This window comes from Aliigemmobacter aestuarii (genome assembly GCF_004799285.1).
Taxonomy (GTDB): domain Bacteria; phylum Pseudomonadota; class Alphaproteobacteria; order Rhodobacterales; family Rhodobacteraceae; genus Aliigemmobacter; species Aliigemmobacter aestuarii.
In genome coordinates, this window is the sequence record NZ_SSND01000005.1 from 173,811 (window position 1) to 186,354 (window position 12,544).

The window sequence follows — 12,544 nt, forward strand, 5'->3', positions numbered from 1 at the left end:
TGGCAAGGGTGGGTCAGTTGGCGCAGATCGCCCTGAGGCTGATCCAGTCGCCATCCGAAAGGGCCGGCCTTTCGGTGCCGTTTGGGAAGGGATCGGCCTCGATCAGGCCAAGCGTCGTTTCGCCGGACTTGTCCAGCGCATAGGCATAGGGGCTGGACGACAGCGAGGCCGCGGCGAAGGCCGCCAGAAGGTCGGCATCGGCCACCGGGGCAAGCGGTTCCTTCAGCAGGCGTTCGCCGTAATGCGAAAGGCTGCCCTCGTCGAACTCGCCCGAGGTCAGCAGCCCCAGCGTGGCGCGCACTCCGGCATGATCGAGAAGCGGCAGCATCGGGTCCGCCGCCCCGCCCCGCAGGGACGCGGCCAGCGCATATCCCGCCGCCACCTCGGGGCCGTCGTGATCCTCGAACAGGCTGCGATGCATCACGATCAGCCGCCCCGGAAGATGCAGCGCCAGGACTGGACCATCGGGCACGACCGCCAGGCGCGGCGGGTTCGCCCCGAAGACGGCGGTTGCGAAACGGGCCAGTGCCCGTTGCCCGGACGGATCGGCGCAGGGGGCACCGGTGAGCCGGGCCAGGTCGTTCAGGGCAAGCGTGCCGATATGTTCGCGCGTGGCCGTCGGCAGGACCGAGGCGGTATGCGACATCAATGTGCCGGGCAACCAGAACACCGCCAGCGCCCCAAGGCCCGCCACAAGCCCCGCGGTGATCACGGTGCGCAGTCGCCCCGGATGGGGGCGGGCGGATTCCAGCGCGCTGTGCACCGTCTCCAGCGCCTCGATCATCTCGGGATCGTCCAGTTCAAGGCTTTCGGCCGCATCCTCGCCGGGGGCGTAAAGCGCCGGTGTCCCGCCCGCGTTCAGGCGCAGGATCGCAGGCAGCGACCAATGCGTCAGCGCGGTTTCGGTGCGCGGGTCCGACAGGATCAGAGATGCCTCGCCGAAATTGACGACGACGTCACGCCGCTGCGCCTCGGGCGTCTCGCGCCAAAGGCCAAGGCATTCCAGTCTGGCGTATTTCTTCAGCGCGGTCATGCGCGGCTGCGGCCTGCTCGTAATCCGGTTGCGGGGCAGGATAGACAAATCCCCCGCCCGGAACAATCGCCCTGCATCATTGCCCGATCAGCTTGGCCACGGCGCGCAATTCGAACTTCTGGATCTTGCCGGTCGAGGTCTTCGGCAGGTCGGCAAAGACGATATGCTTGGGCGTCTTGAACCCCGCCAGATGCGCGCGGCAATGCGCGATCAGATCAGCCTCGGTTGCGGTGGCGCCGTCCTTCAGCTCGACGAAGGCGCAGGGCACCTCGCCCCATTTGTCGTCCGGCTTGGCGACGACGGCACAAAGGAGCACGGCGGGGTGCTTCATCAGGATGCCCTCGACCTCGACCGAGCTTACATTTTCGCCGCCCGAGATGATGATGTCCTTGGCGCGGTCGGTGATCTTCAGATAGCCGTCGGGATGCTGGAAGGCGATGTCGCCCGACCGGAACCATCCGCCCTTGAACGCCTCGCGCGTGGCCTGAGGGTTCTTGTAATAACCCTTCATCACCAGGTTGCCGCGCATCGCGATCTCGCCCAGGTGGGCAGCGTCGCGCGGCACGGGCTGGCCCTGGCTGTCATGCACCTCGGCCCCTTCCAGCATGGCCATCGAAACGCCGGTGCGCGCCTTCAGCGCGGCGCGGTCGTCGCCCGTGGCGGCATCCCATTCGGTCTGCCACAGGCATTCCGTCGCCGGGCCGTAGGTTTCCGTCAGCCCGTAGACCTGCGTCACGTTGAACCCCAGGGGTTCGAAGGCGGCCAGCGTCGCGGCGGGGGGCGGGGCGCCGGCGGTGAAGACCTCGATCACATGGGAAAACGTCCGGCGGTCTTCGGCGCGGGCGTTGATGATCGTGTTCAGCACGATCGGCGCGCCACCGAAATGGGTGACGCCCTCGTCGGCGATGCTGTCATAGATCGCCTTCGCGGTGATGTCGCGGCAGCAGACCAGCGTTCCGCCCATCATCGGGATCATCCAGGTGTGGCACCAGCCGTTGCAGTGAAACAGCGGCACGATCGTCAGGTACACCGGGAAAAGCTGCATCCGCCAGCCGATGACGTTCGCCGTCGTCGCCAGATAGGCGCCGCGATGGTGATAGACCACGCCCTTGGGCCGTCCGGTGGTGCCGGATGTGTAGTTGATGGCGATCGATTCCCATTCGTCCTCGGGCATCAGGAACGGGCGGGCGGGATCGCCTTCGGCCAGAAGCTCCTCATACTCCAGATAATGGCCCGAGGGGGCGAAGCCCGCCTCGCGATCGGCACATTCGATGATCTGCGGGGCCGGGCCCGACATCGCCTTGATCGCGTCCTCGGCCAGTTTCAGAAAGGCGGTGTCAACCAGCACGATCTTTGCCCCGGCATGACCGAAGATATAGGCGACCGTATCGACATCGAGCCGCGTGTTGATCGTGTTCAGGATCGCCCCGGCGCCGGGCACGCCGAAATGCGCCTCGGCCTGGGCGGGGACGTTCGGCAAAAGCGTGGCCACCACATCGCCCGGCGCCACGCCCCGCCCCGCAAGGGCCGAGGCCAGCGCCCGGCAGCGCGCGGCATGTTCGGCATAGCTGCGCCGGGTGCCTTTCCAGACAAGGGCGGTGCGGTGGCCAAAGATATCGGCCGCGCGGTTCAGGTGCGACAGGGGCGAAAGCGGGACATAATTCGCCGCGCAGCGTTCCAGCCCCGTCTCATCCGGCAACCAACCCATCGAATCCCTCCAAGATGTCCGCAAGATGTCGCAAACCGGCGGGCAGTGTGCGACGCGACGGGCTTCTTGAAAAGGCGAAACAACGAGATACCACCCCATGCCACAGAATGACCGCACGCTGGCTGCCGCAGGGCTGATCCTGTTCTATGCCAGCTTCATCGGCTTTACGGACAATTACGTGCGCGTCATCGCCGCCGAAGCCGGTCTGTGGCAGTTCCATTTCACCCGCACCGCGCTGGCCGTTCCGATGCTGATCGTCGCGGCGATGGTGATCGGGATGCGGTTGCGTCCGGTCAACACCGGCGCGGTGGTCGCCCGGTCGGCGATTCACGGGATGGCCATGCTGATCTATTTCGGCTGCCTGGCCTTCCTTCCGGTGGCGCAGGTCGCCGCAGGGCTGTTCACGGCGCCGATTTTCGTCCTGCTGATCTCGCGCTTCATGTTCGGACATGCGATCGGGCCGGTCCGGATCATCGCGGTGGCGATCGGCTTTCTGGGGGTCATCCTTGTTCTCGGGCCCGAGGCAATGGGCGGCGCGTCGGTGGCGGCGCTTCTGCCGGTGGTCGCGGGCGCGCTATATGCGATGGGGAATGTCGCCACACGGGAATGGTGCGGGCAAGAAACCGCCGGCACGCTTCTGGGGGGCTTCTTCATGGGGCTCGGCATCCTTGGGGCGATCGGCATGGTCGTTCTGGCGCTGGTGTCCGTTCCGGTGCCGGAAGGGGTGGCCGGTTTCGTGCAGCGGGGGGCGGTCTGGCCCCTGTCGGGCACCTTCTGGTTCTGGACCTGCGTGCAGGCGGCAGGGTCGCTGATCGGCGTGGGGTGCATGATCCGCGCCTATCAACTGACGGATGCGGGCCGCGCCTCGGTTCTTGAATATGTCATCCTGCCCGCCTCGGCCATCTGGGGCTGGATCATCTGGGGCGAACGGCTGACCCTGCTTGCCATCGTTGGGATGGCGCTGATCACGCTGGCCGGGGTGATGATCGCCCTGCGCGCGCGCCAGCAGGAAACGCCGGTGGCGGCCTAGCTAACGGTCGCCTACCGCCTCGCGCCAGTGGCGGCGGCAGAGGCTCTGATACGTGTCGTTGCCGCCGATCACCACCTGTTCGCCCTCGCGCAGGGCGCGGCCGTCGGGGCCCTTGCGAACCACCATCGTGGCCTTCTTGCCGCAATGGCAGATCGTGCGGACCTCACGCATCTCGTCGGCCCAGGCCAGAAGGGCGGCCGATCCGGGAAAGAGGTTGCCCTGGAAATCCACCCGCAGCCCGTAGCACATCACCGGAACCTTCAGGTCATCCACCGCGCGGGCCAGTTGCCAGACTTGCTCTTTCGACAGGAATTGCGCTTCATCGACGAATACACAGGCCACAGGCCCCCGTTCCAGCCGCGCCTTCAGCTTTTCGAACATGTCCTCGTCCGGCGCGAAGGTGTCGGCGTCTTCGCCGATGCCGATCCGGCTGGCGATGCGGCCCTCGCCCGCGCGGTGATCCAGCCGGGCGGTGACCAGATAGGTCTGCATCCCGCCCTCGCGGTAATTGTGCGAGGCTTGCAAAAGCAGGGTCGATTTCCCCGCGTTCATCGTCGAGTAGTGGAAATAGAGCTTGGCCATGCCCCCGATTACGCCAGTCGCCCCGCCCGCGGCAAGATGTGTCGCGAGTGGGGTGGAGGTCCGCTTTCCTGTGGTGGCTTCGTTTTTCGTGCACCGGAACCAGGGAAGGGGGCGCGGCGGTCGACTGCGTCACTGATACCTTTCCGACTAGGGCCAAAGCCCGAGGGATGGCCGGAAAACACCATCACACTTGCAGACGGGTCCACCGCGCGGCCGGCGAAAACACACCGTCGAACCATCCCACTGGGGACTAATGCACGGCGGACCCCCACCCATGCCGATGCTGGGGACACCGGCCACTCGTTACTGTTCCGGTTTCCCGGAACTGGATTCTGAATGACATTTCGTTACCACGCCATTAATGGGAAAGACGGGCGCGTTTTCCCCGGGGTCCGCCCCGGAAGTGTGAAGGACTGTCATGAGCATCGCCAACTACCTCAAGAAACATACCGAGGCCCTGGTGAAGGACGTCGGGATCGAGGCCGCCTGCGAACTGACGGGAAAATCCAAGGCCACGCTGGGGCGGTATTATTCGGACGCTGACGAACACGGGGATCGGTTCATGCCGATTGACGTGGTGGCCGCACTGGAAAGTGCAGCACGCTTTCCGCATGTGACATCGGCGCTGGCCGACCTGCGCGGGATCACGCTTTCCTACGACTCGGAACGGCGGAACGCGCAGTCGGGCGGGATCAACGCCGACGTGGTCGCGCTGTCGCAGCGCTTTGCGATGCTGATGGCCGAATACAACCAGGCCATCGGCGACGGGCGCATATCGATCAACGAGGCGAAGCGGCTTCTGCGCGAGACGCTGGAAATCCAGAAGGTGTTGCTGGAAATGAAGCTGAACCTCGAAGAAGAGGTCAGCTGATCCTGCCGCCCGCGCGCGGGCTCAGCGCCCGCGGCCCTTCGGGCGCTGCGGCCCGCGGCGCGGGGCGTTGCCGCCCCCCGGTGCGCCGCCGGTGCGCGGCTTGCCCGTTCCGCCTTGCGGCTTTCCACCGCGCGACTGGCCGGCGGGTGCCGCCTCGCCCTGCGAACGCGGGGCCGCGGCCTTCGGCCGTGATCCCTGGCGCGGATTTCCCTGCGGGCGCTTCTGGCCCGGCTTGCGCGGCGCGGCGGCCACGGCTTCGGCAGCCCAGGGCGCGCCGCCCAGAACCGGCAGCGTCTTTTTCAGCAACTTCTCGATCGCCTGCAGTTCGCCCATCTCGGCCGGGGCGCAGAACGACACGGACGACCCGTTCGCCCCCGCCCGCGCCGTGCGCCCGATCCGGTGCACGTAGTTTTCCGGCACGTTCGGCAGGTCGTGGTTATAGACATGGCGCACGGTCGGGATGTCGATGCCGCGCGCGGCGACATCGGTCGCCACCAGAACGTCCAGTTCCTCGGCCCGGAATTCCGCAAGGATGCGGTCGCGCTGGTTCTGGCTGCGGTTGCCGTGGATCGCGCCCACGCGGAACCCCCAGCCCGCCAGCACCTTGGCCAGCTTGTCCGCGCCGTGCTTGGTGCGGTGGAAGACCAGCGCCTGTTCGCCGGGATGCTTCTTGAGGTATTCCTCCAGAAGGCGCGCCTTGTCACCGTTGGGGATGAAATGGACCCCCTGGGTGATCTTGTCGGCGGGCTTGCCGGGGGGTGAGACCTGAACCTTGACCGGGTTGCGCAGGTAGGTTTCGGCGATTTCTTCGATGTCCTTCGGCATGGTGGCCGAGAACAGAAGCGTCTGGCGGCGCTGCGGGATGAACTTTGCGATCTTCCGCAGCGAATGGATGAAGCCCATGTCCAGCATGTGGTCGGCCTCGTCCAGCACCAGATAGCCGCATTTTTCCAGGCTCACGTCGCCGCGTTCCATCAGGTCGATCAGGCGGCCGGGAGTGGCGACCAGCACATCGGCGCCCCGCGTCAGCGCCTGGGTCTGCTTGTTGATCGAGGCGCCGCCCACCACCATCAGGACCCGCACGGCGGTGCCCTTGGTGAAGGTTTCAAGGTTGTCCTTGATCTGGGTGGCCAGTTCGCGCGTCGGAACCAGGATCAGCGCGCGGATGTTGCGCGGCCCCGGCGGGTGGCCGATATCCAGCAGGCGGTGCAGCAGGGGCAGGCCGAAGGCGGCGGTCTTGCCGGTGCCGGTCTGCGCCAGCCCCATCAGGTCGCGCCCCTCCATGATATGGGGGATCGCCTGCGCCTGGATCGGCGTGGGGGTCTTGAGGTTGGTCTTGTCAAGTGCGGTCAAGAGCTTGGGCGAAAGGCCGAGGGCCTGGAAAGTCGTCATGGGTCGTCCATACGTCAGAGGGGCAGACGGCCCTCGGCCCGCGGGGAACCCCCGAGCCCGTGCCGCCAGCGGCGCCCCTGCGTGATGGTGGGAACCTTGTCCCCTTCCCTTCGGTGCTCACGCGGCACAGGGATGGCGGGGGTAGGGGGCAGATGGGGGTTTTCAGAGGGGATGTCAAGCCGGGCCGGGGGAAGGGATGGTTGGCCCTCTGCCACGCTCGCTTGCCGAAAACCTTGCGCGTGCCGGGATCGGTGGTTCCCGGGCAGCGGCTGGCCGCCCGGACGGCCAGCCGCTTTGGGGACGCTGGCGCGCGGGTTGAGGTCAATCGGATCTGCCCGCGATGAAGTGCAAGCCACAACCGTTCAGGCGGCTGTCCGCGGCCACCCGCTGCCCTCTGGTGATGCGAGAGGCCGCTTAAGGACGCGGCAAGGCCGACTGGCCGCGCGCCCTCAGCCCTGCAGTGTCCGCACCCCATAGCCCTCTCCGCGCGCCTGCATGGCCTGGACGGCGGCGATGGCGGCGGCGGCGGTGGTGAAGTAGGGGATCTTGTCCATCAGGGCGACGCGGCGGATGTCGCGGCTGTCTGAGACGGCCTGGGTGCCCTCGGTGGTGTTGAACACCAGCGCGATCTGGCCGTCCTTCAGCGCGTCCACGATGTTCGGCCGGCCCTCATAGACCTTGGCGACGGGGGTCGTGGGCACGCCCTGCGCCTCGAGCCACTGGGCGGTGCCGCGCGTGGCGGTGATGGCAAAGCCAAGCCCGATCAGGCCGCGCGCCGCCTCGGCCATCGCCGGGGTCTTGTCCATGTCCTTGATCGACACGAAGGCCCGCCCGGTCAGCGGCAGATGCGTGCCCGCGCCCATCTGCGCCTTCAGGAACGCCAGCGGGAAGGTGCGGTCCCAGCCCATCACCTCGCCCGTGGACCGCATTTCCGGCCCCAGAAGCGGATCGACGCCGGGGAAGCGGGCGAAGGGCAGAACGGCCTCCTTCACGCTGAACCACGGCGTTGCCGGATCGGCCAGCGTCAGCGGATCGGCCAGCGGCAGGTCGGTGTCGGGGCCGACGCCTTCGGGATAGGGGGCGCGCTGCGGGAAGGCGGAAAGCTTTTCGCCCGCCATCAGACGCGCCGCGATCGAGGCGATGGCGCTGTCGGTGGCCTTGGCGACGAAGGGCACGGTGCGCGAGGCACGCGGGTTGACCTCAAGCACATAGATCGTGCCGTCCTTGATCGCGAACTGCACGTTCATCAGGCCCACCACATGCAGCGCGCGGGCCATCAGCACGGTCTGGCGCTTCAGCTCCTCGACCGTTTCGGCCGAAAGCGAATGGGGCGGCAGGCAGCAGGCGCTGTCGCCGGAATGAACGCCCGCCTCTTCGATATGTTCCATGATCCCCGCGACATGGACGTTCTCGCCATCGCAAAGCGCATCGACATCCACCTCGATCGCGCCCGACAGGTAGCTGTCCAGCAGAACGGGGTTCCGGCCCGAGACGTTCACGGCGGTGGTGATATAGCGTTCCAGCTGGTCGTCGGAGCGGACGATTTCCATCGCGCGGCCGCCCAGCACATAGGAGGGGCGGATCACCAGCGGATAGCCCACCCGCGCCGCGATCTCGAACGCCTGGTCACGGGACGAGGCGATGCCGTTGACCGGCTGCTTCAGCCCCAGATCGTTCAAGAGTTTCTGGAACCGCTCGCGGTCTTCGGCAAGGTCGATCGCGTCGGGCGTGGTGCCGAGGATCGGGATGCCCTCGTCATGCAGCGCATTGGCCAGTTTCAGCGGCGTCTGCCCGCCGAACTGGACGATCACGCCGTGCAGCGTGCCGTTTTCCTGTTCCACCCGCAGGATTTCCAGCACATGTTCCAGCGTCAGCGGTTCGAAATAGAGCCGGTCCGAGGTGTCATAGTCGGTCGATACCGTTTCCGGGTTGCAGTTGACCATGATGGTTTCATAGCCCTGCGCGGTCAGGGCGAAACAGGCGTGGCAGCAGCAGTAGTCGAATTCGATCCCCTGGCCGATCCGGTTCGGCCCGCCGCCCAGGATGACGACCTTTTTTGCCGTCGTGGGGCGGGATTCGCATTCCACCTCGCCCATGGCGGGCGCTTCATAGGTGGAATACATGTAGGGCGTCTGCGCCTCGAATTCGGCGGCGCAGGTGTCGATCCGCTTGAAGACGGCGGTGATGCCAAGCGCGCGGCGGGCGCGGCGCACCTCGGCCTCGTCGCGGCCGGTGAGCTTTGCCAGACGCGCATCGGTGAAGCCCATCATCTTGAGCTTGCGCAGGCCGTCGGCGGTGGCGGGCAGGCCCTCGGCGCGGATCTGCCCCTCGGCCTCGATGATCTCGCGGATACGGGCGAGGAACCACGGGTCGAAGGCGGTGATCGCCTGGATCTCTTCGTCGTCGAACCCCTCGCGCATGGCCTGGGCAATGACGCGCAGGCGGTCGGGCGTGGCCTGCGACAGGGCCTTGGAAATCGCGGCACGGTCAGGGGCGCCGGGGATGGCGATCTCGTCAAAGCCGGTCAGGCCGGTTTCCAGGCTCGCCAGCGCCTTTTGCAGCGATTCATGGATCGTGCGGCCGATGGCCATCGCCTCGCCCACGGATTTCATGGCCGTGGTCAGGTTCGGTTCCGATCCAGGGAATTTCTCGAATGCAAAGCGCGGGATCTTGGTTACGACATAGTCGATGGACGGCTCGAACGAGGCGGGCGTGACCTTGGTGATGTCATTGTCCAGTTCATCCAGCGTATAGCCCACGGCCAGTTTTGCCGCGATCTTGGCGATCGGGAAACCGGTGGCCTTCGACGCCAGCGCCGAGGACCGCGACACGCGCGGGTTCATCTCGATCACCACCATCCGGCCATCGGCGGGGTTGATCGCCCATTGCACATTCGACCCGCCGGTTTCCACGCCGATCTCGCGCAGAACGGCGATGGAGCCGTTGCGCATGATCTGGTATTCCTTGTCGGTCAGCGTCAGCGCGGGGGCCACGGTGATGGAATCGCCGGTGTGAACGCCCATCGGATCGACGTTTTCGATGGAACAGACGATGATGGCGTTGTCCTTGCGGTCGCGGACAACCTCCATCTCGTATTCCTTCCAGCCCAGAAGGCTTTCGTCGATCAGGACCTGCGCGACGGGGCTGGCATCGAGGCCGGAGCGCACGATCGCCTCGTAATCGTCGCGGTTGTAGGCGACGCCGCCGCCGGTGCCGCCCAGGGTGAAGGCCGGGCGGATGATCGCGGGCAGGCCCACATAGTCCAGCGCCGCCATCGCCTCGGCCACGCCGGCCGAGATGTCATAGGTCCCGTTCTCGCGCTTGGGGGCGGCGATGATCGTGGCCTTGGGGTTCTCAAGCCCGATCCGGTCCATCGCCTCGCGGAACAGCTTGCGGTCCTCGGCCATTTCGATGGCCTCGCGGTTGGCGCCGATCAGCTGGACACCGAACTTGTCCAGAACGCCCATGTCCGCCAGCGCGAGCGCAGTGTTCAGCCCGGTCTGTCCGCCCATCGTGGGCAGAAGCGCGTCGGGGCGTTCCTTTTCGATGATCTTGGCGACGACCTCGGGGGTGATCGGTTCGATGTAGGTGGCGTCGGCCAGCCCCGGATCGGTCATGATCGTCGCGGGGTTGGAATTGACGAGGATGACGCGATACCCCTCTTCGCGCAGCGCCTTGCAGGCCTGCGCGCCCGAGTAGTCGAATTCGCAGGCCTGGCCGATGACGATGGGCCCGGCACCGATGATCATGATCGACTGGATGTCGGTTCTCTTCGGCATGGGGCTCTCCGTGGCTGGTCATCCGTTCCGCGGCGGCGCGCGGGCGGGGTCTTCTGGATTCGAGGCGTTACGCAAATTGACGGGGGTTATAGTCAGGATCAGGGGTGGCGCAAGCCCCGAATGGCGGCTTGCGGCAATCGGTGACGGGCGAGGGTACGGGCGGGGGTGCGGGCGGGGGTACGGGCAAGAGGCGGGGGCGCTGCCCCCGCGCCCCCGGGGTATTTGGATCAGGTTGAAGCCGATGGCAAAGCAGGTGGCGGGGCAAGTGGCGGAGCGGGCGGCGGGGTGGTCGCTTTCCGCCTGTCCGCCCCGGGGCTGGCCGCGATAGGCTGGGGCGTGCTATGCGGGCGAGGGCGGAGGGAAGGGCGCGCGAATGATCCTTTTGGAAGCCGGGCCGGGCGGCGTGCCTGTCCGGTTCGATGATCCGGTCGAAACGGTCGTGGCATGGCAGCCGGGCGAGGTGATCCCCGCGCTGGCGCGTCTTGATGCGCTGCGCGCCGAAGGCCTCTGGATCGCGGGCCATGCCGCCTATGAGGCGGGCTATGTGCTGGAGCCGAAGCTGGAAGGCCTGATGCCCGAGGCGCGGGACGAGCCGCTGCTGGCCTTCGGCGCCTATCGCGGCCCCGGACCGGCAGACCTGCCGGCCTCTGGCACGGCACGGCTGGCGCCCCTCAGCCCGATGATCTCGCGCGCGGAATACGATGCGGCGATGGCCCGGGTCATGGGCTGGATCGGCGCGGGCGACTGCTATCAGATCAACCTGACCTTCCCGATGGAAAGCCGCCTGGTCGCGGGCGATGCGGCGGGCCTTTACGGCGCGCTGCGGGCGCGGCAGTCGGTGGGCTATGGCGGGTTTCTCGATCTTGGCGCGGGGCCGGTCGTGCTCTCGCGCAGCCCCGAGCTGTTCTTTTCGCTCGACGCCTCGGGCCGGATTGCCGCCAAGCCGATGAAGGGCACCGCCCCGCGCGCCGCCGATCCGGGCGAGGATGCGGCACTGGCGCAGGAGCTTTACGACAGCCCCAAGGCGCGGGCCGAGAACCTGATGATCGTCGACCTCTTGCGCAACGACATCAGCCGCATCGCGCGGGTGGGTTCGGTCCGCGTGCCGGAACTGTTCGCGGTGGAAAGCTTCGCCACCGTTCACCAGATGTCATCCCTTGTGGTGGGCGATCTGCTGGAGCCCCTGTCGCTGGGCAATCTGATGGCGGCGCTTTTTCCCTGCGGGTCGATCACCGGGGCGCCCAAGATCCGCGCGATGGAGATCATCCGCGCGGTCGAACCCTTCCCGCGCGGCGTCTATTGCGGCGCGATCGGCTGGATGGCACCGGATGGCGCGGCGGTGTTCAACGTGGCGATCCGCACGCTTCGGCTCTGGCCGGATGGTCGGGTCTTGCTGAACGTGGGCGGCGGGGTGGTGCAGGACAGCACCGCCGACGGCGAATGGGAGGAGGCGCTGTGGAAAGCGCGCTATGCTTCGGCCCTGACCTGACCGCACCCGACCTGCGGCTGATCGAGACGATGCTGTGGGATGGCGCGGCCTTTCCGCGCTGGCCCCTGCACATGGCGCGGATGGCGCGGTCGGCCGCGGCCTTCGGCTGGCCCTTCGATGCGGGCCGGGCCGCAGAGGCCGCGCATGGCGCGACCGGTCCGGCGCCCGCGCGGCTGCGCCTGACGCTGGATGCCGGAGGGCGCTTCGTGGCCGAGACGGCGCCCTTGCCCCCCGCGAAGGCCGAATGGCGCGTGGGGCTGGCGGCGGCGCGGCTTTCCTCGGGCGATCCCTGGCTGCGGCACAAGACGACGCGCCGTGCCGCCTATGACGCGGCGCGGGCTGCCCTGCCCGCCGGGCTGGACGAGATGCTGTTCCTGAACGAACGGGGCGAGGTCTGCGACGGCACGATCACCACGGTCTTCTTCGACCGGGGGCAGGGGATGCGGACGCCGCCTCTGGCGTCGGGCCTGCTGCCGGGGGTGATGAGGGCGGACCTCGCCTGCCCGGAAGAGGTGCTGGACGGCCGCGACCTGCCGCGTGTCCGGCTTTGGGTCGGCAATGCGCTGCGTGGACTGATCCCGGCGGTCTGGGCGGGGACAATGCCCGGATCCGAACGGGGATAGGCGCCGGGGGCGCTTGACTTCCCCACGCGGGCAGGGT

The 12,544-nt window shown here is 67.3% G+C and carries 9 protein-coding genes; 4 read left to right on the plus strand and 5 right to left on the minus strand.

Annotated elements, in window-relative coordinates:
• Positions 1-13: 13 nt before the first annotated feature.
• Together E7811_RS16365 and E7811_RS16370 are read right to left on the minus strand one after the other, a co-directional pair.
• Complete coding sequence (locus E7811_RS16365) at positions 14-1,033, minus strand: hypothetical protein (RefSeq protein WP_136395746.1); 1,020 nt, start codon at positions 1,031-1,033, stop codon at positions 14-16.
• A gap of 76 nt (positions 1,034-1,109) precedes the next feature.
• Entirely contained in the window at positions 1,110-2,741 is a 1,632-nt protein-coding gene (locus tag E7811_RS16370) for an AMP-binding protein (RefSeq protein ID WP_136395747.1), read from the minus strand.
• A 97-nt stretch (positions 2,742-2,838) separates the two neighbouring features.
• Between E7811_RS16370 and E7811_RS16375 the strand changes: the two genes are divergently transcribed.
• Positions 2,839-3,771: a DMT family transporter gene (locus E7811_RS16375; RefSeq protein ID WP_136395748.1), complete on the plus strand. Its 933-nt coding sequence runs from the start codon at positions 2,839-2,841 to the stop codon at positions 3,769-3,771.
• Here E7811_RS16375 and E7811_RS16380 read toward each other — a convergent pair whose 3' ends face one another.
• Positions 3,772-4,353 (minus strand): thymidine kinase, encoded by a 582-nt coding sequence (locus tag E7811_RS16380; RefSeq protein WP_136395749.1) that lies wholly within the window; start codon positions 4,351-4,353, stop codon positions 3,772-3,774. It lies immediately after the preceding gene.
• A 418-nt stretch (positions 4,354-4,771) separates the two neighbouring features.
• On the opposite strand from E7811_RS16380, the gene E7811_RS16385 reads away from it, so the two are divergent.
• A complete protein-coding gene (locus tag E7811_RS16385) occupies positions 4,772-5,224 on the plus strand; it encodes a hypothetical protein (RefSeq protein WP_136395750.1) in 453 nt (150 codons plus the stop codon).
• A gap of 21 nt (positions 5,225-5,245) precedes the next feature.
• On the opposite strand, the gene E7811_RS16390 is transcribed toward E7811_RS16385, so the two are convergent.
• Together E7811_RS16390 and carB are read right to left on the minus strand one after the other, a co-directional pair.
• On the minus strand, positions 5,246-6,616 hold the full coding sequence (locus E7811_RS16390; RefSeq protein WP_136395751.1) for a DEAD/DEAH box helicase: 1,371 nt from the start codon (positions 6,614-6,616) through the stop codon (positions 5,246-5,248).
• A gap of 449 nt (positions 6,617-7,065) precedes the next feature.
• The gene (gene carB, locus E7811_RS16395) at positions 7,066-10,395 is read right to left on the minus strand and encodes a carbamoyl-phosphate synthase large subunit (protein WP_136395752.1); all 3,330 of its coding nucleotides are present in this window, start codon (positions 10,393-10,395) and stop codon (positions 7,066-7,068) included.
• A gap of 373 nt (positions 10,396-10,768) precedes the next feature.
• Between carB and E7811_RS16400 the strand changes: the two genes are divergently transcribed.
• On the plus strand, positions 10,769-11,884 hold the full coding sequence (locus tag E7811_RS16400) for an aminodeoxychorismate synthase component I (protein WP_136395753.1): 1,116 nt from the start codon (positions 10,769-10,771) through the stop codon (positions 11,882-11,884).
• Positions 11,836-12,507 carry an aminotransferase class IV gene (locus E7811_RS16405; protein WP_394345631.1) on the plus strand — a complete coding sequence of 224 codons (672 nt, stop codon included), beginning with the start codon at positions 11,836-11,838 and terminating at the stop codon, positions 12,505-12,507. Before E7811_RS16400 ends, E7811_RS16405 begins: the two co-directional genes overlap by 49 nt.
• Positions 12,508-12,544: the final 37 nt, after the last annotated feature.

What these genes read in the sequence shown, in the direction of transcription:
- E7811_RS16365 (WP_136395746.1), bottom strand. Translation starts at nt 1,033, where the DNA reads ATGACCGCGCTGAAGAAATACGCCAGACTGGAATGCCTTGGCCTTTGG.
- E7811_RS16370 (WP_136395747.1), bottom strand. Translation starts at nt 2,741, where the DNA reads ATGGGTTGGTTGCCGGATGAGACGGGGCTGGAACGCTGCGCGGCGAAT.
- E7811_RS16375 (WP_136395748.1), top strand. Translation starts at nt 2,839, where the DNA reads ATGCCACAGAATGACCGCACGCTGGCTGCCGCAGGGCTGATCCTGTTC.
- E7811_RS16380 (WP_136395749.1), bottom strand. Translation starts at nt 4,353, where the DNA reads ATGGCCAAGCTCTATTTCCACTACTCGACGATGAACGCGGGGAAATCG.
- E7811_RS16385 (WP_136395750.1), top strand. Translation starts at nt 4,772, where the DNA reads ATGAGCATCGCCAACTACCTCAAGAAACATACCGAGGCCCTGGTGAAG.
- E7811_RS16390 (WP_136395751.1), bottom strand. Translation starts at nt 6,616, where the DNA reads ATGACGACTTTCCAGGCCCTCGGCCTTTCGCCCAAGCTCTTGACCGCA.
- carB (WP_136395752.1), bottom strand. Translation starts at nt 10,395, where the DNA reads ATGCCGAAGAGAACCGACATCCAGTCGATCATGATCATCGGTGCCGGG.
- E7811_RS16400 (WP_136395753.1), top strand. Translation starts at nt 10,769, where the DNA reads ATGATCCTTTTGGAAGCCGGGCCGGGCGGCGTGCCTGTCCGGTTCGAT.
- E7811_RS16405 (WP_394345631.1), top strand. Translation starts at nt 11,836, where the DNA reads ATGGGAGGAGGCGCTGTGGAAAGCGCGCTATGCTTCGGCCCTGACCTG.